This window comes from Gramella jeungdoensis (assembly GCF_023805255.1).
Taxonomy (GTDB): domain Bacteria; phylum Bacteroidota; class Bacteroidia; order Flavobacteriales; family Flavobacteriaceae; genus Christiangramia; species Christiangramia jeungdoensis.
Window position 1 is genome coordinate 304,783 of the sequence record NZ_JAMSCK010000003.1, and the last position, 22,957, is coordinate 327,739.

A 22,957-nucleotide genomic window follows, 5' to 3' on the forward strand; every position below is an offset into this window, starting at 1 on the left:
CATGAATTAATTCTTATGAGAAAACATAAAATATTGAAGCTTAACTTCTTCTGTTAAAAGAAACTTAAAAAGTATAGGATAAAGCAATGATCAGATTCCTTCCTGCCGCCGCAATTCCTGATGAATAGGTACGGTAACGCTGATCGGTAATATTCTCTATTGCAACGGTCGCAAGCCAGTTGGAACTAACCTCATATTGCCCTGTGAGATTCACCGTGTACCAGGAAGGTGAATAAGGATTTCCGTTCTCATCTTTCGCATAAAGATAAGGCTTACCCTGCTCCCCGGGGGCAAGGTCTTCAAAATCGAACTGCCCGTTATATTCAGCAAAAAGATCCAGTTTTAATCTTCTTTTGTTCCAGATAAGATGTGTATTCCCAAACATTGGAGCCGCATGTCTTAAAGGAATATAATCTCCACCCTCATTTTCCTTTCCTTCTGTATAACTGAACTGGGATTTCAACCTTAGCGCCACTGAAAAATCCACTTCCATCCCTGCTTCGATCCCATATACATAGGCATTTGCCGCATTCTGAATGGCCTGCACCCGGCTGGGCTCTCCCTGATAATCTATCTCTGTGACTCCATTGAGATTAAAGTCACGACGCACCATGGCGTCATCCAGATAAGTATAATATCCGGTTAGATCCAGCCTGATATTGTCAGAAATGTTCAGATCTGTACCCAACTCTGCATTATAGGCGTATTCCGGTTTAAGACCGGGATTAGGAACTACAACCGAACCGGGTTCAGAATCAAAGATTTTACCTATATCATCAATATTTGGAGCGCGAAAGGCTGTTGAAAGTCCCAGTCGCCATCCTACAAAATCATTCTGTCTCCAGTTAAGGCCAAAACTTCCTGTTAAAGCTCCTGTACTTATATCGGCCTTATCAAAAGGGAAATCATATAAACGCTCATCAAAAGCAGCATTTACCAGAATGTGGTTATATCTTATACCCGATTGAAGCGAAAGGTCCTCCCTGAGTTTCCATTGATAACTGGAATATATCGCCATTGACTGCCATTTTGAACCATCGGGATATCTGCTGGCCGTCTCGCCGGTCTCAGCTGTTTCAATATTTCGAAAACTTCCTTTTGAATCTATATTGTTAAGTACATATTCAATCCCATAGAACAAACGGCTCTGAGAAAAATCCTTTTCAAAATCAAGGTTTGTTGAATAGGCATCTACATTTTCTTCTGTTGTAAACAGGACAGGATCTCCAAAATTCCGGTCATTCCTGCTTTCTGCAAAAAACTGGTATGCCCCTGTAAACTGCAGCTTATCATAAAACTCAGAATCACTGCGGTGATTGACTTTCAGATCACCTAAAAACCAGGTTTGCGGGCCATAGTACCACTCGGCAGCCCTAAGCACCCCATCCCTCTTTCTGTAAAGCCTGTCGTATCTCGGAAAATCTGATGTATTTGAATATATCAATCCGAGATTCAGATCCCAGTCCTTTGATGGCATATATTTTATCTTTTGCAAGAGGTTGATCTGATCATAACCTGTTGGCTTTTGCACCAGTGGATCCTCATTTTCAACCATGATATCCTCCCCATCACGACGCACCGCATAATCTGGCCGCAGATAATCGTCGGGGCCATGCTCTCCCATTTTAAGATCTCCAAAGTCTGAATAGGTCACTCCGGTCCTGAAGGCCCAGTTCTCCCTGCCTACATTTACATCGGCATGGACCGTATTTTCATTATTGGCGGTAGCAAACCTCGTGTAGATATTCCCGGAAAAAGAGGTCGCTTCATTAAAGCTGAATTTTGGCTTAAGAGTAAAGAAATTCATCACCCCGCCAATCGCATCACTTCCATATACCACAGAACCAGGCCCAAGAATTACCTCGGTACTTTCAATAATCATAGGATCTATGGAGATCACATTCTGAAGATTTCCGCTTCGGAAAATAGCTGAGTTCATTCTCACACCGTCTACAGTAAGTAACAACCTGTTGGTCGCAAAACCACGAATCATTGGACTCCCTCCGCCAAGCTGACTTTTCTGTACATAAACCTGGCCGGTACTTTCCAGTAAATCGGCAGAGGTCTGAGGGCTGGTCAACTGAACATCATCAGGTGAGATACTCACGATCTTTTGCGGAATCTCATCCTTATTAAGTTGGAACCTGGCAACAGAAATTGTCACCTGATCCAGCTGATTTTCAGTTGACTCTAAAAGAACAATATTATTATTGCTAAGGATCTCCCTTTTTCTCCTGTATGTCTCCTCATAGGCAACCGATTTAAAGATGATAACCTCGGTATCGGTAAATTCTGAAATATCGGCTTTTCCTAATGTATTAGTGATTTGAGATTTAGATTTGTCTTTATTATAGATCGCCACATTCGCCACAGGTTCACCTGTATTGGCATCCAGGACCATAATTTCCTGTGCCTGAGAAACTGAAAAAACAAATAAAAAGAGAGTAAGTAATTTAAATCGCATCTAACCGAATATTTCGTTTAATACACTTAGAGACCTGGGTTTGTGAAAGCCTTCAATATGCAATTCATAATACAACAATAGCATATTTAGAAACTCATTCCTGGAGGTCTGATTCATTTTTATTTGCTGCATGGCATCAAAATCGGTGCCTAACAGCTTTTTGAGAAATTCTACATTCTTTCCCTCAATGCAATAATCATTTGTAGGGATTTCCTGAAATACTCCATCCAGTAGGTTAAAGACCGGCATGTTCTTATTTTCTACTTCAGGCTGAAAGCCCAGATATCGTGTTAGATTAAGTAAAAAAAGCAAATGAAAATTAGCGATCTTATCGGCTGCATCCAGGAATTCAAAACTATATTCAAGGTAATTGAAAAGTGCCGGATTGCCTTCCTCTTCTTTGATGGTATTCTTAAGCATCTCTGCCAGAAAGATGGCCATCGTCATTTTTATGGGATGGGTATAAATGCTCTGATAGCTAGTTGTTACTTTAGCTTCTTTGAGATATTCCATCTTACCACCACCCCGGTGATTGGCTATAATCTCGAGCCTGGTAAGGCTTTGGAACATCGATGCTTTAAATTTTCCTTTTTTCGATTTCAGTACCCCTTTAAGCATATAGGTTTTAAGCCCGTCACTCAGGGTATAAGCTTTTACAATAAGATCGGCTTCACCATATTTTAACGCGCTTATTACAATCGCCTGGGTACGAACTAGCATTCAGGAAAATTTGGTGTGAATTTATAAAAAAAGCCGCTTTTTACGGCGGCTTCATTTATTTTTAGAAAAGATACCTTATACAACACCCTGGGCAAGCATTGCATCGGCAACTTTAACGAAACCGGCAATATTCGCTCCCTTAACATAGTCTACATAACCATCTTCACGGGTACCATATTCAACACATTTCTCATGAATGTCGTTCATGATCTCATGTAACTTTTTGTCCACATCCTCAGCGGTCCAGCTATATCTCATGGAGTTTTGTGACATTTCCAATCCTGAAGTGGCGACACCACCGGCGTTAGAAGCCTTTCCAGGTGAGAAAAGGATCTTCTCCTTATGGAAAACTTCGATCGCTTCAGGCGTACATGGCATATTCGCTCCTTCACCAACACAAATACAACCGTTGTTGATAAGGGTTTTTGCATCTTCTTCCTGTAACTCGTTCTGAGTGGCACATGGAAGGGCGATATCGCACTTTATTCCCCATGGAGTCTCGCCCTCATGGTATTTGGCAGAAGGGTATTCATCAACATATTCGCTGATCCTTCCTCTTTTTTCGTTCTTCAATTCCATAATGAACTGAAGCTTATCATTATCTATACCTTCTTCGTCATGGATGAATCCACCAGAATCTGACATGGTAACAACCTTAGCGCCCAGTGCGATTGCTTTTTCAGCAGCATACTGCGCAACGTTTCCGGCTCCCGAGATCACAACCGTCTTTCCTTCGATGTTTTCACCTCTTGTTTTAAGCATATTCTGGGTGAAATATACATTTCCGTAACCTGTGGCTTCTGGTCTAATTAGCGAACCTCCGTACGAAAGTCCTTTTCCGGTTAAAATACCGGTAAATTCATTCTGGATTCTCTTATACTGCCCGAATAAATAACCTATTTCACGGCTCCCAACTCCAATATCTCCCGCAGGAACATCACAGTCGGCACCAATATGGCGGTTAAGCTCGGTCATAAAGCTCTGGCAGAACTTCATCACTTCATTATCTGACTTTCCTTTAGGGTCAAAGTCTGACCCCCCTTTACCACCTCCCATAGGAAGGGTTGTAAGACTGTTCTTGAATACCTGCTCAAAAGCAAGGAATTTAAGGATACTTAAGTTTACTGATGGATGAAAACGCAAACCGCCTTTATAAGGTCCTATAGCCGAATTCATCTGAATACGGAAACCACGATTCACCTGAACGTTCCCTTCATCATCTAACCATGGCACTCTAAACATCACAACTCTCTCCGGCTCAACCATTCGTTCCAGAAGCATTTTGTTCTGGTATTTTTTATTTTCTTCTATAAAAGGGATTACTGTTTCGGCAACTTCATGAACCGCTTGCATAAATTCCGGTTCGTTCTGGTTTCTGGTTGACACCTTATCCAGAAATTCTTTGATGTTTTTTTCCATAATGACTGGCGCTGTTATTAAATTATAAAAATCACGTCCATTTTACGTGGCAAATATAAATATTCTTTAACGATTAGTGGTTTCATTTTTCTATTTGATATAAAATTAACTTTTATATTTAGAGCGCACGGTTATACTAGCGCCATTTAATTTTTCGTTAAGGTATTTTGTTATATTTGCTATCACTCCAAGCCTGTTCTCATGATTAACACCAGAGCAATCTTATTAATTGGTTTGTTTCTCGCGCTTTGGTCAGGGAAGGCTTCTGCCCAGCTCAATATTTCTCATGAAATCGGGATTCTTACCGGCCCGGCAGGGTTCTTTACCGACTATGGCGAGCGCTGGAATATTCGCAATAATCTCGAAAATGAAGGTTTTGGTGTCGGGTTGGTGCATTATATGAATTTTGCCTTTAAACCGGAATGTAGCTGCAGACCTACCAAGTTATTCTTCACCAAGCATTTCAGGATAAGAAGTGAGATAGATTATATGCGTTCAAAGCTGGATCACTTTGGCCCAGTTGCACAGGGAGGTGGTGAGAGCGGAAGGTTACTCAGGGCAATGCATGGAAGTACTCAGCTTTTTCAGGGCGGACTGGCTCTGGAATATCATTTATTCGGAATAAAGGAAGCTCGGGACTTCGCTGTACTATTTGCTCCATATATAAGCCTCGGTCTTCATTATGTTTATTATGATCCTCATGCCTATTCAGATCTTGGGCCTCTGGATAGCCCCAAAGTTCTATTTCCAACTTTTGAAGATGGTATATTCCTGGACAGCGGGCATACGTTTGCCATAGTGGGAAGTGGCGGAATGAGATACAGGCTTGGAAGATATAACGACCTGATGGTGGAAGCCAGAGCTCATTACTATGATACCGATCGCCTGGATGGTCTGGAAGTACAGGGAGCTCAGAATAAATTCAACGATTTTGTGCTGTGGATAACGGTAGGCTATATCTATTACCTCAATTTCTAAAGTTCCAGATCGCCTGATTTAATTACTTTTCCTCCCTTTCTCAGAATATCGATCCTCGCTTTTTCAAAATCTTCAGCCTTTAAAGCTCTTGTTCCATCTTCAATAAGTGTACAGTCAAAACCCTCGCCCAGGGCATCCTTAATGGAAAAATAGACACAATAATCGGCGGCCAGACCCACAAAATAAAGCTCAGTCGCATCCTTTTCCTTTAGATAACCAGCAAGACCCGTCGATTTCAAATGCGCATTATCATAAAACCCACTGTAACTATCAATCCTGAGATCGGTACCCTTTCTAAAGATAGCTTCTATTCTTGAGGTCTTCAGGCCTGAATGAAACTCAGCTCCATTCGTATTTTGAACACAGTGGTCCGGCCACAGAACCTGATCAAGACCATCCAGTTTGATCACTTCAAACTCCTTTCCATTCTCATGACTGGAAGCAAAACTGGCATGTCCCTGCGGGTGCCAGTCCTGAGTGGCGATCACCAGATCGAATTTGGATTGCAGTTCGTTAATCAAAGGAACTATCTTATCTCCCTCCGGCACGGCCAAAGCACCTCCCGGCATAAAATCATTCTGTGCATCAATAATTACCAACGTTCTCATTTCACGGAATTTTTATGTGATCTTATCAGTTTTTCTCTTTCATCTCTCAGTTGTGTACTGATACCTATTTTATAAATATGCGGATTATTAAATCTTTTGTATTCTATAGGCATTTCAGAAAGCCGGCTCAGGCTGTAATCGGCTATCTCGGTGAGAGACCTTTTCTCTATCAAAATCTTACCATTTTCCATTACTTTTTTTAGCAATGGCTCCTGCTCGAAATCAGCAATTTTCAAAGACTTATAAGGTTCGAATGGATGGAAAATCTCCTCTATATGTTTCTGATCCCGAAGCCCAACTGCATCGGCACCAATACATTTTCCATTCTTATCCTTGATTCTGAAGACCTGCTTTTTATGCGGGAGCGTTATTTTTACGATGCTTTCTGAAATCTTTATTCTGGGCTTACCATTAGACCAGGCAAGTTTATAAACACCATCCAGTGAACCATCAGGGTCGCCCGTCACAAGGTTCGTTCCTACACCAAATACATCAATAGGAGCCTGCTGCTCAAGCAAACTTTTTATCACATTTTCATCAAGCTGGTTAGAAGCTGCTATCTTCACGTATTCCAGTCCGGCCTTATCCAGCATCTTCCTGCTTTGTTTCGCAAAATATGAAAGGTCGCCACTGTCGAGTCTTATAGCCAGCAGTTTCTGTCCGCGACCTTCCATCTCTTTAGCCACCTTTATGGCATTGGGAACACCACTTTTAAGGGTATCATAAGTATCTACCAGCAAAACACAGTTTTCTGGCCTGCCTTCAGCGAAATCCCTGAAAGCTTCAAGTTCGTCATCATAACTTTGGATAAAGGAGTGAGCCATTGTCCCCGAAACAGGGATCTGAAATTCCCGGCCGGCCACTACATTGCTGGTGCCATCAAATCCACCTACCATGGCAGCACGGGTAGCATAATAGCCTCCTGTAGCCTGGGCCCTGCGTAATCCAAAATCCAGAAGTTTGGCATCACCTGCAACAAGCCTCATACGGCTCGCCTTAGTAGCTATAAGTGTCTGAAAGTTCAGCATATTCAACAGGATGGTCTCAATGATCTGGGCTTCTATGATATTTGCTTCCACCTGGAGCACAGGCCTCGTGGGGAAAACCAAATCACCTTCCATACACGAAAAAATATTTCCACTGAATCTGAAATTCCTGAGATATTCGAGAAATTCTTTCTTAAACCCATTTTCTTTCAGGTATTCTATGTCCTCCTCACTAAAACTCAGACCCGATATTATTTCCAGAAGATCTTCCAGGCCTGAAAAAACAGCGTAGCCACCTTTAAAGGGCAATTTTCTAAAAAAATAGTCGAATACCGCTTTATGATCTTTATGACCTTTTTCAAAATATACCTGCGCCATGGCAAGCTGATACTGGTCTGTATAAGTAGCAGAGAATTTTTCCATTTAATCGAAAGATTGGTTAGCCTACGGCGATTTCTTTTAGTTTTGATTCATACAACTGAAGGTCCTTATCGCCAAAAACAATAAATTTAATCCTTTTTAGATGCTTTATTCTTGGAAGTTCCGGTAAAATAGTATTAAAGACTACCTCAACGGCCTGCTCTTTCGGATATCCGAAAATACCTGTTGAGATTCCCGGAAAGCCGATGGATTCCAAAGAGTTTTCCTCTGCCAGTTTCAGACTGTTCCTGTAACAGGAAGCCAGTAACTGGTCTTCAGGTTTATCCTGGCCATACACCGGACCCAGACAATGAATAACATGCTTGTTCGGCAAACCATAAGCATTAGTGATAACAGCTTCCCCCGGATCAATAGGCGCAAGGGGTTTACACTCCTCATAAAGCTGAGGGCCCGCCGTACTGTGAATAGCTCCGGCAACTCCCCCGCCAGGCGCCAGTTCAGCATTTGCTGCGTTGACTACAGCATCCACATCGGGCTGGTTAGAGATATCTCCTTTCACCACTTCGATCTCAATATTCTGAAGTACAGTTTTCATAGCTAAATACTTAACATTTTAAACATTAAAATATAACCAAAATCCGGCAGAAAGCCGTAGCAAAGTCTTTTTAAACCGATGCCTTTCTAATTATTTAAATTAATGTTATTTTTATAATACCCTGTTTTTCACAGAACTACCCTCCATGCTGATAACTGAAGTCATTGTTAATCTTTAATACCCGAAATTATGAAGACGAATAGAAAATTCTGGAGGTACGGTTTATTAATCTTTCTTAGTCTATTGATAGCTCCCATCTTTAATCAGATGGTTCTGGCTCAGGAGAGTAAAAGTTCTGGGGTTAGTTCCGAAGCAATTCACAATAAAAAAGCACCAGAATTTTCCCTTCAAAGCCTTAACAATGAAACGGTAAGCCTTGAAGATTTTAAAGGTAAAATCCTGGTTCTGCATATTGCGACCACATGGTGCCCTTTTTGCAATGCCGAGGCTCCTCACCTGGAAAAACTTTACCAGGATTATAAAGATAAAAATGTAGAGGTTCTAATAATCGATGTTAAGGAACCCGGAGATCTGGTTAAAAAGCAGCTAAAAGAAAAGCACAATCTCAGCTTTCCCATTCTGCTGGACCCCGAAGGAAAAGTAGCCGCAAGCTTTGCTCCCAAAGATGTACTCCCTGATCTATCCCGGGACGAGGTTATGCTAGCTTCAAATCTTATAATAGATCAAGAGGGCAGGATCCAGTTCATATCACTACTTGACTCCAAAAATTTTGATGCTGAGCTTGTAGAATTAAAAAAGCGTCTCAATGAACTACTTTAGCCTCCTGCTCTTTGCGCTAGTCTTCTTTATTTCAGCCTCACAGGATGAATTTGTATACTTTGAGGAAGAAGAAACCGAAGTAAAAACTTCTCAAAGCGATTACGAAATAAGCCTTTCTTTTAAAATACTGGATGGATACTATATACAGGCAGAGTCAGGTGTTCCAGAGAATATTATTCCCACACAGGTTTCTTTTCGAAGAAACACATCTTACGAAGTAACGGGTTATGAATTTTCTTCAATGGGAGAACAAACCATTTTTTTAGACACCACAGCACATAATGTATTGAGTGATCGTTTTGAGATTATGGTTTATATTAAAATCAAGGAAGGAAAGCTGAAACAGGTAAATAAACTGGCCGGGGAACTCTACTATCAGGCATGTAACACACGACAATGTTTTTATCCCCGAACACTTAATTTTGAGGTTGAGTTTATCTAATAAAAAAAGGCGCTGTAGTAGCGCCCTTTTTTACTTTATAAAGAAATTTTATTCTTTCCTGTAACTTTCGTTATATTCTTCCATCAACTTCATAATACTGTTAACTAGGTCTCTGGTTTCCATCAACAGGCTAAAATAAAGGGTGGTGTTCTTTGGGCTTGACTCCTCAGAACGGGTTCTGGCTACCTGCTTCTCGATTTTATCAGAAAGGGTATTCATGATTCCTTCCTTATAAGCCAGAATATGCTCGATCCTGTCAAATTTTCGCGTACTGAATATCTCTTCGATCTCGCCAAGCATTTTTTCTAATGAATTGTCAATTTCCTTCAGATCATTTATCTGATTGTAACGAAGAGGTTTGTGATTGTTATTTACGTGCTTGTAACTCTTTTTGGAAATAAATTCAAGGCTTTGGGCGATATCGGTAAGATATCCGAGAATGATAATGTAGAAACTGCTTCCCCGCACGCTCCTTTCATCCAGCTTTTTAATAAAAAAGAAAATATGATCTCTTAATTCCTCAATCTCGGCATCAAGTTTATCAACCCCTTTCTTACTCTTTTTCAGTTTCTTTTTTTCCTGGAGCGCAAGGCCTTCCAATACATCAGAATATATCTTATTTGTCCTTGTAACCACGTTCGTAATATTATCGGCACTTTCATAGATTATACCCTGTACGGTCTTACTTTCCGATTTTACAAGACCAGATTTGACAGTCTTGGCCTCCTCTTTCTTTTTATGTGAAAGATAATTTCTTACCAGTAACCCAATAGCTACCAATAATAAAATGGCTATTGCAGGTCCTTTGCCCAGGAAAATGATATACGTTAATATCCCGGCAGCTGTGAACGCGCTAAAGGCGGTGAAGAACCAGCCTCCAATAACGTTCAGCACACCGGCCACCCTGTATACGGCACTTTCACGTCCCCAGGCTCGATCAGCCAGAGATGTACCCATCGCCACCATAAAGGTCACATAGGTTGTTGAAAGCGGTAGTTTATAAGAAGTAGCGATCGAAATCAGTACCCCGGCCACTGTTAGGTTGATCGAAGCACGGATCATGTCAAAAGCTGGCTTATCCTCATAATTCATATAAGAGTCTTCTTCAGGCTTTGAAAAGCTTTCGCTCAGCTTTCTCTTTGCCCTTACCGGAATAATTGCTTTTATTCCTTCAAAAAGACTGGTACTTCCCTTTACAAGACTCCTTGACAACATATTAGGATCGAATTTCTCTGATCCGTATCCCTGTCTTGAGAGGCCGATTTCTGTTTCGGCAACACTGCGGGCTTTTTTAGACAACCATAATGTAAGCACCATTATTCCTCCCGCGATGAAAAGCAAATAAGGCTGTGCAGGCACTTTACTTTGAAGCACTTCCATAGAGAAGGTTGAAGCCGCCTCCCCGGATGCAGACCAGGCCAGGAAAGAGTGATAAGCTGCCATTGGCACACCGATAAAGTTTACAAGGTCGTTCCCCGAAAATGCCAGGGCCAGACCAAAAGTTCCTATAGCGATCACGAAGATCAGGATGCTCCTTTTGAATATTTTCATATAAAGATATGAAAATGCCGTCCAGAAAACGAAGCTTCCGAGAATGATCCAAAGCGCCTGGCTTTCAAGAATATCTTTAAAGCTGTCGTAATAAGGCGTCCCTTTAAGACCTTTAAAAAATATGAAATACCCGATCGCGGTTAAACAGAATCCCCCAAAAAAGGAACCGAAATTTTTGATCTTCTTCTCATACTCAAAGGTAAAGACAAGACGGGAAAGCCATTGTACAATAGCTCCTACGGTAAAAGCAATAAATACCGAAAGGAATATCCCTGATATGATCTGCGTGGCTTTTTCAGTATTTATATAATTCACAAGATCTGCAAAACTACCTGTATCACTCGCGCTTATCTTGATAAGAGCCATCACCACAGCAGCACCAAGCAGTTCAAAAACAATGGAAACGGTTGTAGATGTTGGCATCCCCAGTGTATTGAAGAAATCGAGGAGCAAAATATCGGTTATCATGACGGCCATGAAAATGATCATGATCTCATCAAAATAAAATTCCCCCGGCATAAATATTCCCTTCCGGGCGACCTCCATCATCCCGCTGGAAAAAACCGCTCCTATGAATATCCCTAAACTCGCAACGATCATTATGGTTTTAAATGAAATTGCCTTTGATCCTATGGCCGAATTCAGAAAGTTTACAGCATCGTTACTCACCCCAACCACAAGATCGGCGATCGCGAGAACAACCAATGCCACTAACATTAAAAGATAGATATTTTCCATTCCTTTTTATTTTTTGGGAGCAGCCTAAACGGAACCTCCTCTAATGAATGATTTTTTAATAATGAACACCTCTTATTGAGGGATTCTTAATTCCAGGCCAAAAATAGAATAAATTAGAGAATAATAAACAAACAAATCAATATGTTCCCCGCGTATTACTTTATGCAGATCTTTCAACTATGCTACAGAATAGGCTTTACCTTCCGGTTCCTTTATTAAGCTTTTTCTTTTCACTCGCACTCCTCTTTACAAGGAGAAAATATTTTAATAGATACGCATATTTGTTTCAATTAGCTTAGTACTATCACTTCATATTCGTTTAACACTGGTATGCTTAGCATAGATCTTCCATTACGCTTTGATATATTCAGATCTGATTCTAAAACTCTCGCTCTTGCCGAAGAAAATTCACCTGCGAGGTCTATGTTGATCGTTCGAAATATTTCCGGTTTCCGGAATCCTGCTCGTGTTTTTCCCGAACAATTAATAAGATGCAGGAGTGCACGCTGCTTATCTGGCTGATACATGAATACCATTTCAACCCTGGGAGGAGCATTTGTAATGATCTGACGATCATTCCCAAGCAGGGATTCCATAATATTGGAAAATCCTTCTATATCACCGGTTAGTGCCTCGCCCTTATAATACTCGCTAATATCCCATGGTCCAAAATAAGAGATTTGTCCCTTTCCTACATCGCTTGTGATCTGGACTGGTTTATCTTCCAATTTTAAATTTGAAGGCATTCCGAATGATGGCGGCCGATCGATAAATAATGCACGACCTCCTTTTTCAACATATTCCTGAAGACCATCGGTCAAGGCACCGGGTGTAACGATTACAAGATCATAATCCTGTGATTCGTTTACCAGAGAATCAGGATTTTCTGAAACAGCAACAGGAATATGTAATTCTGTCAACAGCGCATATATGCCTTTGTTTGTATGATTCGCCCTCGGAGAAATTTCAGGCTTACATAGAAGCAGTACCCTCGAACGATTCAGCTGAAGGCCGTAAAGGTCTGAATTTTCTTTATACCATGCATTCAGCCTGGCTGCCTCTTCAAGCTCAACCTGATGTGACACGTTCAATAAATTCCCTTGTGTGCAAAATGAAATCGGCGAACCATGGGCCCCAAACTGATAATATCGAACCTTCATTTCTTCCACTAAATTTGAATCAAATTCAGAAGGATCACCAGAATAAGAAAACCACTGGTCAATACCCACTCTGTCAGGATAGGAAATTCGCTGTCGGTTGATTTGCTCACTTGAGGAATAGATCCAATCCCCCGCATGAGTTTCCAGATGATGACCATGACTGGTATCATTCTCATCTGCATTAATATATAGCGTCCCGGGGCGCTTCTTATAAATTGCGTTTGCGATCTTCCTTGAAGTGTTATCGGCTGCTTCTTCAATGAATTCGATGAAGTCTGCATCAGGCTCATCAGGCAGAGGCCTTCCGTATTTCTGCCGAAAATCGTTCTTACAACTATCACAATAACAGATCTTTTCATGGCCACCAAAGTTCAAAAACCAGTTTATATAAACTATATCCGGATCGTACTTCTCAAGCACTTCAGAAATAATCCTTACGCCCTGGGTGGGATAAAAACTTGAGTTGAGACAGGGTTTAGGTCGCCCATCGGCATCCGTCTCAGTACTGCCATCTTTATGGCGAATAAACCATTCCGGGTGAGCCTCCAGTGCCTCTTTACTTTGATGTGTGAAATCGAAACGAGTTCCGGTCCTCATATTGTTCTGTCTGGCCAGTTTAGCCACACTTCCATAAAGATCCCCTCCCTCCGGAAGTGCAGGGCAGGCTTCGTTAAAAGGAATATTGGATGGATAGTAGGCTCCTTCATCTACAGCGGTATTCATGATGCAGTTAAAATCAGCCTTCACCAACCTGTCAAATACAGCTTCAGGATCTGCAGATGCATGCTGCGGGCTTAAATGACACCAGGCCAGGCGTAAAGGTTCTGTATTGATCCAGGTGGGCTTTAAAGGGGCTGGAGGAAGATCTGTTTTTGCTCTACTCCCGGTTACCAGATCGCTAAAGGTGCGGGCGGTCATAACTGGCAATACGGAAGATGTGATCGCTATTCCGCCAAGACAAATGAATTTTCTTCGCTTCATTATATTGTTTTAAAGGTTTATGGGCTTTATTGTTAGGTTCTCTATATCTGTCACCAAATAGTATTAACATGAACACCAAAAATGGAGCAGAAACTTAACATAAAAATGATAAAAATAGATAGAATAAAAAGAATAAGATTGATGGAATTGCCCTGCAGTTTCTCTAAAAATGAAAAAATCTATTTCTGTTCTCCAACCTAGAAGTGCTTTCCCAGCATTATGAATAAACTTTTATGGCTACGGCACTTCAGAAAATAATGAAGCTGTTAGGATGGGCTGTACCTATAAAAAAAGCCTCTCGAGTTCTCGAAAGGCTTGTTATTAGTGGTTCCTCTTCCTGGCCTTCCTTAGGCTAGTCTCAGGATTAACTTCTCAATTAATTTTAAAATAAATTTGATGTTTAATCATCTTCTTCATCCTCATCGTCGTCATCTCCATTCCCATCTTCCTGACTAAGAAAATTCCCTTCCTGATCAAATTTCAGCTCTACTCCATTATTAAGAGTAACTTCATAACCCTCATCTTCCCTTTCGGCTTCGATGATCGTATTATCAGGATAATTTTCGGCTATATAATCAAGGATTGTTTGTGGTAGCTCGGCTGGGTCAATATCTTCTTCATCCTCCCCTTGGTCATCGTCATTTTCATCCTGCGCCTGACCTAGAAAATTACCATCTCCATCAAAAATGAGTTCCACATCATTCTCCAATTCAACTTCATAATTTCCATTATTTTCCAATTCAGCCTCTTCTATATCTACACCAGGATAATTATCACTTATAAAATCCAGAATATTCTGAGGTAATTCAGAGGGGGCTATGTCTTCATCACCAAATTCATTTTCATCGTTATCAACACCTAAAAATTCTCCCTGGGAGTTAAAGATCAATTCAGTACCGTCGCTAAGCTCAATCTCATAATTCTGATTATCCTCAATTTCAGCTTCAATAATTGTGAGGCCTGGATAGTTATCAGTTATATAATCCAGAATATTTTGAGGTAAGGTGGAAGTTCTTACATGCGCATCGGCCGAAAAAGCCATTCCATTCAGGTCTGGCTTCACTGAATCTTCATTTTCGGAACACGCCTGAAGCAGAAGAAATATAAATAAAACTCCGGGTAAAATTCGATATGCTTTCATCATTATTCGGTTTAATTTGCCTTAAAATAACGGCAAGAAATCCATTACATTGTTTGAATTAACATTCAATATATTTTAAAAAGAGGATACTGGGTTTTTCTTTTCCTTAATTTTAACATATACAAATGAAAATCAACACTTTAAATAATTTCAAAAAACAAAAAAACCAGCCTTTTTCAAGACTGGTTTCACTTTGATTTTGCTCCTCAGTCCCGATAGCTATCGGGAGGGCTTCCTTCGACTGCGCTCAGGATAAACTTCTCGTCCAATTCAGTTTCAACAAAAACCCACATAGATTTTTTGAATAATATCTGCGCTAAAATCTATTAAAAATGGAATGCCTAGCTTAGATATCAGGCATAATGATTTATATGTTTTGATATGATATTTTTTAAATTATCTGCCTTTAAGGGCTTTACAATATAATCTTCCACAAAATCATAAGCAGAGGCTTTTTCCTTATCTGAGGGATCGACTGAAGATGTGACAATATAAATAATAATGTCTTTGCTTTTTTCCATTTTTTGTAATTCATCCAGAAACTGCCAACCATCCATTACAGGCATATTAAGATCTAGAAAAATAAGATTTGGAATACTTCTATTATCTATTTTTGAAGCCTTTTTCAGATCTTTTAATGCTTCTCTTCCATTCTCACATATTTTTACGTCTTCAAAAGCATCCAACGACCTCATTATTCGCCGCATATAGTAGAGAAAAATAGGATCATCATCGACAATCCAGGTACAATCAATTTTTTTCATATTTAAAAGATATGGTAAACCGTGAGCCTTTGCCTACCTTGCTTTCTGCTTTTACTTTGCCCCCCACAGCTTCGATTTGATTCTTAGTTATAAACAATCCTATACCCCTGGAACTCTTCCCTTTATGAAAGGTTTTATACATTCCAAAAATTTTATCTGAATTCTTATTAAGGTTTATTCCTACTCCGTTATCCTCAATAATCAAATTAATATACCCATTATTTTTTTCAGCCTGAAATCTTACCCGGGGTTGTCTTTTTACAGATCGGTAATTAATAGCATTAGTTGCAAAGTTTAGGATAATACTTTCAAGATAGGAAGGAATGCAAAGAACCTCATAATCCCCTGGTATTTCATTCTCGATTAAAACATCATACTTCTGAATTAAAGCACTAATCGAATCCATCGTATTATTAACAGCATGACGTAAATTTAGGGCTGTGAGTTTCTTCTCGGTAGTAGTATTAATTAATGAAACCTCATTCAAATGATTTATAGTTTCGCTTAATCTTTTAGAAGCAGCAACAAGCATCTCCATTAATTCATTCCTTTTTTGCTCTGGATAATCTTCCAGATAAAGATCTAACAACATTTCAATGTTTCCTGAATGTGATCTTAAATTATGAGATACTATATGCGCAAAATTTTTAAGCCTTTCATTCTGATCCTGGGTTATAGATAGCATATAAGACAATTTTTCCTCTGCCTTTTTTTGTCGGGTTACATCACTTATCTGAGAAATAAAATACAATGGATGATCAGAATTATCCCTTACCACGGAAACGGCAATATTCAAATAAATAATTCTGCCGCTTTTATGTATGGCCCTTTTTTCCAATTGATAACTGTCCTTTTCTCCTTGAATAAGTTTTCCAATTAATTCAATGTCCTTTCCCAAATCATCAGGATGCGTAACCTCCTGAAACTTAAGTTGTGTAATTTCTTCTTGAGAATAGCCCATAATCTCACAAAGACTTTCATTGGCTCGTATGCATTCCCCTTGTAAACCTGTAATGGCCATTCCAATAGCCGCATCTTCAAAATTTCTACGAAAAGTTTCTTCACTTATTTCCAACTTTTCTTGTGCCTCTCTGGCTTCGGTTACATCATGAAGCGCCACGACGGCACCATCAATTTCTCCTTGTTTATTATAAAGCCTACTACCGGTTACGGAGACAATAACTGGGTCTCCATCCACTGATTTTATGACTATTTCGTTTTTTTCAATAACCCCTTCATGGAGCATATTCAGAAGTGGAATTTCATCAGTCTTTAATAATGTCTTACCATCTTTATCGTATAAACTGTAATACCTGGCAAGATTTTCCGGTTTCATTTTCCTTTCCGCAAGGCCATGCATATTCCTGGCGGCCTTATTGAATAAAAGCAATTGAGCACTTTTGTCACAGGCAATTACCCCCGTATTTATACTGTTAAGGACACTTTCTAACAAAAATTCTTTTCTGAAATGGCTTTCAAGTTTTTCTTCTAAAACTGAGCAATTTGCACTGTGAACAATTATTCCCTTAATTTCTTTTTTATCTTTTTTCCAGCTTTTGCAGCACCATTGTTTAGCTAAGTCACCCCTCTCTTTAATTTCAAAAGAAACTTCCTTCTCTTCTTTAAGGCAGGACTCCAATCTGGATATTTGTCTATCAGAAATCTCAGGAACCAGATCACTGATTAATTCCCCTTTGCTGCCATCTTCTCCGGCATATCTATCGTTCCATTTAGGTGAGGCTACCATAACTTTAAGATTATTGTCCAATAAAGCAACAGCTCCTGGAAGCCGTTCTATACAGTTTATTAATTCCATATATACCTTTCCCTTTTATATTTTTCTGAATGACACCTCTTTTTGATCTTGAAAATATTTTTAAACTAATTGGTATGATAAACTGAATCTTCATAAAGATAATGATTTTTAACGAAAAAGCATTTGATCGATTTTTTCACACACTTAAACCTTTGAAATATAGTGTTTTAATATTAAAACAGTTTAAATAAAAAGCCAAGGTTATAAAAGTAAAACTTACCAGGAATTTAGGTTCAGAGATCTTTAATAAAAGATAAGACAATAATACGTGGTGGAGGTAAATTCTTTCTGCCTTTTTAAAATTTGGTGGGAAGGGAAAAAGTATAACGGCTTTCTATAAAACTAGCTAAAAAGTTCTAAAATTTAAATAGACCAATTGTTTGATTGGCGAGAATTTTTGCTAATAAGTACACTATAATTAATAAAAGTATTAAAGTAACCAGAAACAACATCCTGCCGAGATATTTTAAAATTGGTGCTTTGGAAGCGAGTTTAACCTCCATTTTCTCTAATTCTATAAATCTTTCAACTCCCATATTTAGAGCCAGCTTACCTTTAGTTGTTATGGAATAAGTACCATCTGCATTCAGAACAATTAATTTGTAGCTATGCAGGGATTGTAAAATTTCCTTCTCTTTTTTACCGAAATCTTTGGGCGGAATAGGATTATTCTGAAAATAGTTAAGCAATTCTTGAGGGCCCCAACTCTTCATTGATTATTAATTTTCAACCAAATACCCGCTAAAATTGAAATTTTCTTAATCTTATTGTTTTAATTTAACATGGTTTTAACTAATTTAATAGTGTTTTGGCATAATTTCTTTGCTTTTTGAATTAATCATAATATTCATATGGATTCTTATGCTTCTATTATAATTCTTTCATCTGGTTTTTTGATTTTCTTAATATTTTATATTTGGACTAGGAGAAAAAGAAAGCGCATTTTAAAGCAACTTGAATATATTAAAAAAGAAACCGGGAAGAACGATATCCAATAACAGATGTACCTTTTTTGCCTCGTTAAATGATCTGTTATATATTAAAAGGAGATACTTGCTATCTCCTTTTATTCTTTCTACGTTATTACAATTGATTTGCTGACCCCCTTCTTCAATTAAAGGAATTTCCAGATAAAGCCACCTGATGATTTTCTTTTATCCCGGCATGTTTTGAAATGCAATATTTACTTAATCATATTTTTCTTAGAAACTTACTATTTGCCAGCATTAAAATAAAAAACCAGCCTTTTTCAAGACTGGTTTAGCGTTTTTTTCGCTCCTCAGTCCCGATATCTATCGGGAGGGCTTCCTTCGACTGCGTTCAGGATAAACTTCTCGCCCAAACATATTTCAAAATAAAAAACCCTTACCTGTCGGTAAGGGTTTTAAAAGGCTCCTCAGGTTGGGCTCGAACCAACGACCCTCTGATTAACAGTCATTATAAGAATTCTTACCTATTATTTCTATTATTAATATTTCTCTTCATACATGGTAGGTTTAAGTATTTAGTGTTATTGGTGTTTTCAAATATTAATAGATATTAACAAGGAATGTTTGACCTATGTTTGACCTAATTAATCTTTTTTACACTATAAGTGTCTTTATCAAAATCTAATTCAAGAATCAATGGCCTCTTGCCTATATACTTATTTTCAAGTAATAATTTCACATGAAATAAATCATCTGCTTGCCTTCTAATATCAATACTATTTTCTACTAATTTGCCCAGGTCAGATAAATAAAAATCTGCATACTCCCTAACAGCAGTTTTAACCTTACTATTAGAAGTAAAGGGATGAAAATTTTTAATGGAATCCTTTACAATTTGCTCTTCAATCTTTTTAACAATGCTTTTCTTATCTGTTCTCACAAATGTGTCAGAATATTTTTCATAACCATTCTTCAAAATTTCCCTATAAATTTCGATTTGAACTTCCTCTCTGGAGATTTTTTGACTAGAATCAAAATTGAATTTTTCTAATTTCTTTGCATACCCTGTAGTGTCAAATTGTTGTACTAGTGTATCCTCTCCTATGGCATAAAATCTACTATTTAAAAACCCGAAATTTCTATCATTTGATTCTATTGAGACGTATGAACTATCTTCCTCATTCCATGCATAAATTGTGGAGTCTACAGCCTTATTATGGTTGTAAAAACTTATAATTGAGTCATCTTTCACTCTAATTTGAGGTGCCATAAAATAAGGGTTAGGCTTGAAGTTAGATTGATAATAATATCCGTCAAATTTATTTTTTTCACTACAAGAAATTACAAATAGAGTTAATATTAAAACAAGGACCTTTCTCATATTAATTATTTTTTAGTTGGTATAAAGCTCCATAATAGCTGAGTAACTTATCGTAAATCCGAGAGCTATAATCACCCTCAGAAAAAATTAGCTCAGTTGTATTAAATACAAATTGGTTTTCTCTTTCATCCCAATATAAACTCACATTGGAAGCTGGTTGAGACCATTTGTTTATTAATTTGAATTTTTCATCATAACTCAAATTCATATTTATGGAGGTTTCAAAAATTATATATATCCAGTTTAAACTACCCTCCTGACTAAAAACTGTAATGTCTATTTGAGTTTTATCTGTTGGTTCAAAGAGATTGAATTTATTTCCTATTCCCTGTACAGTTAAAATAACACCATCTAATGTTTTATCTCTAAACTCATCTTTAATATCCAATTGGAACTCTTTTAAAACTTGTTTTAAGTCATTTTCTACTTCCGAAACCGAAGCATTTTGACTAAAGTTTAAGAAGGGAATTAGAAACAAAATTTTAAATAAAAGAATTCTCATATTACTAGTTGTCATAAATGATAACCATTTCGAGCAAATATATACAAACTTTGAGTTGTCTTAAATGACAACTAAATGAGAGATGAAACCTTACAGAAAAAAGTAGGTAAACGTATTCAGGAGTTAAGATTACTCAAGAATATCTCTCAACAAGATTTGGCTGCAAAATGCAATTTTGAAAAATCTAACATGTCCAGGTTAGAAGCAGGTAGGGTCAACTCCACACTGGCAACTTTGAATAAAATTGCTAATGGACTTGATGTAAATATAATTGAACTATTTAAATTTTAGCTATTATAAAGAAACTCTAAACTGTAAAATTGAATCAGGGTTTTGAGTCCTGTAAAAGGCTTTAATCATTTCCTTGTCAATAAATCCTGAATCACACATCATCATTATTTTAATATAAAGATCGGGATAAGTACTCTCCAAAGATTTTGCAAAAGCTAATTTATTTGCATTAATTGAACAATATAAATCCTCACAAAAATCTTCTCTCCTACTACATGAACACAGAGGAAGCTCCACCTTATCAGGGAAAAATAGACCTATTGTTAGAGATTTAAAGACACTTAAATTTTCTTCTAATCCTTCCCAGTCCCATTTAGTATAAAACTCCCGTAAGACTGGAACAGACCAGTGTATATTTTTATTTCTTGAAACCCATCTAAAATCCAACTGATCTTGATAGGCCTTCAATTCTTCTATGGTGAAAGGGTAAATCTCAGATACTAATTTATTTAATATTTCAAATGAATAATGATTCAATTATCGCTATTATAATTAATATTTAAATTTAGTCAGTTCCGAAATTTACCCATTTTAATACAGAAATGAATACTCTTACGTGTATCAAACAATAAGATTCTCATCTAAAAAACTAAAATAACCCTTAGAGGTGATAATTAAATGGTCCAATACTTTAATATCCAAGTAACTTCCAGCCTTTATCAACTTTTGAGTTAATAGTTCATCAGCTTTACTTGGTTTTAAGTTACCACTTGGATGATTGTGAGCAAGTATTATATTGGAAGCATTACATTTAAGGGCTACACTAAAGACTAACTTAGGGTCCACCAATGTACCTGAAACACCTCCTCTACTAATTGGATAGATGCCTAATACATGATTACTCCTGTTTAGTAAAAGAATTTTAAATTCTTCCTGTAGTTCGATAGTACCTTTGCTCCAAAAAGAAAGAAAAAGTTTATATGCTATATCACTCCCTGTAATTTTAGTTTTACTGTCATTCCCATTTGAATATGAAACTTGAATTTCACTAATAGTATTTCTCATGGCTATTAAAAATTTAAGCGTAAGGGTTAGCCTCAAACTAACCCCTTTTAAACTATTCTACACCATTCACTGAGAATGAAGATTGTTCTGCTTTCACAAAATCATTTATAGTAGACTCACTTTTCTCAACCTTAGTGGATGGTACCCTCTCTTCTTCCTGGTACTCATATCTGTGACTCAATTCAATTACTTCCCCGGTTTCTTTTATAGTATATTCATAAGGTTCTGTTTCAACCTTTACTACCTCCCCAGGAAGCTCTGTACCAATAATTGATTTACAAGTTTCTTCATCAAAGGTTGATGGAATAGTAGCCTTTTTGGCTGTCACATAGAACTTGTTTGTTTCTTTGGATTTAACCATCTGAATACCTCCCTGTAGTTCTAAAACATAAAAGGAGTCTCCTGATTCTGTGAATCTTTGAATGTAGTTAACAATTCTAACCATATCTTTTCATTTTTGAGTTGAATAAAAACTTCCAAAGTATCAAACCTCATCTTGAGATGAAAACACAGCTATCACCTTGGTTTTGAAATCTCAGACCAAAATTTGAAACCTAATATGAAAGGCAGGGGGGATTCCCCTTTACTAGAATTGGGTGGGGGTTTTGAGCCAGGGTCAGTCATAAATTCATTAACCCTTCCATAATTTTTTTAAAAAAAAATTTGATCTTAGCAATGCCAATACTAACATGCCAATGAGTTCAGAAGATATTGACCAATATTTACTAATCAGAGCACAAGAGGTAGACAAAAGAAAACGTAGAGTAGCTCTATTTTTCTATATCATACCAATACTCTATTTTCTTCTACAGTTTTCAGTGATAAAGGAAATTAAGTTATGGGGATTCAATATCACACAGATTGAAATTATCAACCTAATTACTCCAGTAGTATATAGTCTTTTTATCTTCTATTACTATTTTCTGAATGAGGATTTCAAGGCATTAAAAAGTGAAGTAGTGATACCAGAGAAGACAAAAGAAGATGTCTCTTTTTTCTATTCCAGAAGTTATTTATTTTTCCCGCCTAATCTCATCTTTGAAGTGTTAAGAAACATGAGATACAGGAATTGGTTTTCTGAGTTTGGAACCATATTCATTTTTTCTCCTCTTGCACTGGTTATATTAATTGGGCCACTTTTATTCTTAGCTTACTCCATTTACATCTCTGGATGGGGGTTAACTATTTCAAAGTATAATTTGAATTTTATTTGTTCAGGATTGAGTTTATGGATTTTCATTGCCACTTATTTGTATACCCATAACAGAAAAAATGAACCAAAGAGATAAAACCTATTTTTAGTATTCAGATAATAATTCTATTTT

The 22,957-nt window shown here is 37.8% G+C and carries 22 protein-coding genes; 5 read left to right on the plus strand and 17 right to left on the minus strand.

All coding sequences use genetic code 11. The features are described 5' to 3' along the window. Positions 1-64: 64 nt before the first annotated feature. From NE848_RS09000 to gdhA, 3 genes are all read right to left on the minus strand, one after another. Positions 65-2,464 (minus strand): TonB-dependent receptor, encoded by a 2,400-nt coding sequence (locus NE848_RS09000; RefSeq protein WP_252112658.1) that lies wholly within the window; start codon positions 2,462-2,464, stop codon positions 65-67. Next, positions 2,465-3,184 carry a DNA repair protein RecO gene (gene recO, locus NE848_RS09005; protein ID WP_252112660.1) on the minus strand — a complete coding sequence of 240 codons (720 nt, stop codon included), beginning with the start codon at positions 3,182-3,184 and terminating at the stop codon, positions 2,465-2,467. A gap of 75 nt (positions 3,185-3,259) precedes the next feature. After that, on the minus strand, positions 3,260-4,603 hold the full coding sequence (gdhA, locus tag NE848_RS09010; protein ID WP_252112662.1) for an NADP-specific glutamate dehydrogenase: 1,344 nt from the start codon (positions 4,601-4,603) through the stop codon (positions 3,260-3,262). 201 nt (positions 4,604-4,804) lie between these two features. Here gdhA and NE848_RS09015 point away from each other — a divergent pair, with 201 nt between their 5' ends. Next, positions 4,805-5,581 carry a THC0290_0291 family protein gene (locus tag NE848_RS09015; protein WP_252112664.1) on the plus strand — a complete coding sequence of 259 codons (777 nt, stop codon included), beginning with the start codon at positions 4,805-4,807 and terminating at the stop codon, positions 5,579-5,581. On the opposite strand, the gene pncA is transcribed toward NE848_RS09015, so the two are convergent. Genes pncA through NE848_RS09030 form a run of 3 tightly spaced genes read right to left on the minus strand, consistent with a single transcriptional unit; the run spans position 5,578 to position 8,151 of the window. Further along, positions 5,578-6,189, minus strand: a complete 612-nt coding sequence (pncA, locus tag NE848_RS09020) for a bifunctional nicotinamidase/pyrazinamidase (RefSeq protein ID WP_252112666.1) — start codon at positions 6,187-6,189, stop codon at positions 5,578-5,580. The two genes, NE848_RS09015 and pncA, sit on opposite strands and share 4 nt — an antisense overlap. Continuing rightward, complete coding sequence (locus tag NE848_RS09025; protein WP_252112668.1) at positions 6,186-7,598, minus strand: nicotinate phosphoribosyltransferase; 1,413 nt, start codon at positions 7,596-7,598, stop codon at positions 6,186-6,188. The genes pncA and NE848_RS09025 overlap by 4 nt, the downstream gene beginning before the upstream one ends. A 16-nt stretch (positions 7,599-7,614) precedes the next feature. Then, the gene (locus NE848_RS09030; RefSeq protein WP_252112670.1) at positions 7,615-8,151 is read right to left on the minus strand and encodes a macro domain-containing protein; all 537 of its coding nucleotides are present in this window, start codon (positions 8,149-8,151) and stop codon (positions 7,615-7,617) included. 189 nt (positions 8,152-8,340) lie between these two features. On the opposite strand from NE848_RS09030, the gene NE848_RS09035 reads away from it, so the two are divergent. Both NE848_RS09035 and NE848_RS09040 read left to right on the plus strand, forming a co-directional pair. After that, positions 8,341-8,931: a peroxiredoxin family protein gene (locus NE848_RS09035; RefSeq protein ID WP_252112672.1), complete on the plus strand. Its 591-nt coding sequence runs from the start codon at positions 8,341-8,343 to the stop codon at positions 8,929-8,931. Continuing rightward, a complete protein-coding gene (locus NE848_RS09040; protein WP_252112674.1) occupies positions 8,918-9,373 on the plus strand; it encodes a hypothetical protein in 456 nt (151 codons plus the stop codon). The genes NE848_RS09035 and NE848_RS09040 overlap by 14 nt, the downstream gene beginning before the upstream one ends. Positions 9,374-9,421: 48 nt before the next feature. On the opposite strand, the gene NE848_RS09045 is transcribed toward NE848_RS09040, so the two are convergent. The 8 genes from NE848_RS09045 to NE848_RS09080 form a co-directional block, all read right to left on the minus strand. After that, positions 9,422-11,662, minus strand: a complete 2,241-nt coding sequence (locus NE848_RS09045) for an inorganic phosphate transporter (RefSeq protein WP_252112676.1) — start codon at positions 11,660-11,662, stop codon at positions 9,422-9,424. A gap of 290 nt (positions 11,663-11,952) precedes the next feature. After that, positions 11,953-13,803: a beta-galactosidase gene (locus NE848_RS09050; protein ID WP_252112678.1), complete on the minus strand. Its 1,851-nt coding sequence runs from the start codon at positions 13,801-13,803 to the stop codon at positions 11,953-11,955. A gap of 400 nt (positions 13,804-14,203) precedes the next feature. Continuing rightward, positions 14,204-14,944, minus strand: a complete 741-nt coding sequence (locus NE848_RS09055) for a PepSY-like domain-containing protein (protein WP_252112680.1) — start codon at positions 14,942-14,944, stop codon at positions 14,204-14,206. Positions 14,945-15,297: 353 nt separating this feature from the next. Further along, positions 15,298-15,708 carry a response regulator gene (locus tag NE848_RS09060; RefSeq protein WP_252112682.1) on the minus strand — a complete coding sequence of 137 codons (411 nt, stop codon included), beginning with the start codon at positions 15,706-15,708 and terminating at the stop codon, positions 15,298-15,300. Further along, positions 15,695-17,524: a sensor histidine kinase gene (locus NE848_RS09065; protein WP_252112684.1), complete on the minus strand. Its 1,830-nt coding sequence runs from the start codon at positions 17,522-17,524 to the stop codon at positions 15,695-15,697. Before NE848_RS09065 ends, NE848_RS09060 begins: the two co-directional genes overlap by 14 nt. Positions 17,525-17,880: 356 nt before the next feature. After that, the gene (locus NE848_RS09070) at positions 17,881-18,237 is read right to left on the minus strand and encodes a hypothetical protein (protein WP_252112686.1); all 357 of its coding nucleotides are present in this window, start codon (positions 18,235-18,237) and stop codon (positions 17,881-17,883) included. 856 nt (positions 18,238-19,093) lie between these two features. Continuing rightward, complete coding sequence (locus tag NE848_RS09075; RefSeq protein WP_252112688.1) at positions 19,094-19,834, minus strand: hypothetical protein; 741 nt, start codon at positions 19,832-19,834, stop codon at positions 19,094-19,096. A gap of 1 nt (position 19,835) precedes the next feature. Next, positions 19,836-20,336, minus strand: a complete 501-nt coding sequence (locus NE848_RS09080; RefSeq protein WP_252112690.1) for a hypothetical protein — start codon at positions 20,334-20,336, stop codon at positions 19,836-19,838. Positions 20,337-20,411: 75 nt separating this feature from the next. Between NE848_RS09080 and NE848_RS09085 the strand changes: the two genes are divergently transcribed. Further along, positions 20,412-20,627: a helix-turn-helix domain-containing protein gene (locus NE848_RS09085; protein ID WP_252112692.1), complete on the plus strand. Its 216-nt coding sequence runs from the start codon at positions 20,412-20,414 to the stop codon at positions 20,625-20,627. A 3-nt stretch (positions 20,628-20,630) separates the two neighbouring features. Here the strand turns inward: NE848_RS09085 and NE848_RS09090 are convergent, their stop codons facing one another. The 3 genes from NE848_RS09090 to NE848_RS09100 all read right to left on the minus strand — a co-directional run bounded on the left by NE848_RS09090 (position 20,631) and on the right by NE848_RS09100 (position 22,077). After that, positions 20,631-21,104, minus strand: a complete 474-nt coding sequence (locus NE848_RS09090; protein WP_252112694.1) for a hypothetical protein — start codon at positions 21,102-21,104, stop codon at positions 20,631-20,633. An 84-nt stretch (positions 21,105-21,188) separates the two neighbouring features. Next, positions 21,189-21,632: a JAB domain-containing protein gene (locus tag NE848_RS09095; protein ID WP_252112696.1), complete on the minus strand. Its 444-nt coding sequence runs from the start codon at positions 21,630-21,632 to the stop codon at positions 21,189-21,191. Between the two features lie 52 nt (positions 21,633-21,684). Beyond that, positions 21,685-22,077 carry a hypothetical protein gene (locus NE848_RS09100; protein WP_252112698.1) on the minus strand — a complete coding sequence of 131 codons (393 nt, stop codon included), beginning with the start codon at positions 22,075-22,077 and terminating at the stop codon, positions 21,685-21,687. Between the two features lie 250 nt (positions 22,078-22,327). Between NE848_RS09100 and NE848_RS09105 the strand changes: the two genes are divergently transcribed. Beyond that, complete coding sequence (locus NE848_RS09105; RefSeq protein WP_252112700.1) at positions 22,328-22,921, plus strand: hypothetical protein; 594 nt, start codon at positions 22,328-22,330, stop codon at positions 22,919-22,921. Positions 22,922-22,957 lie beyond the last annotated feature (36 nt).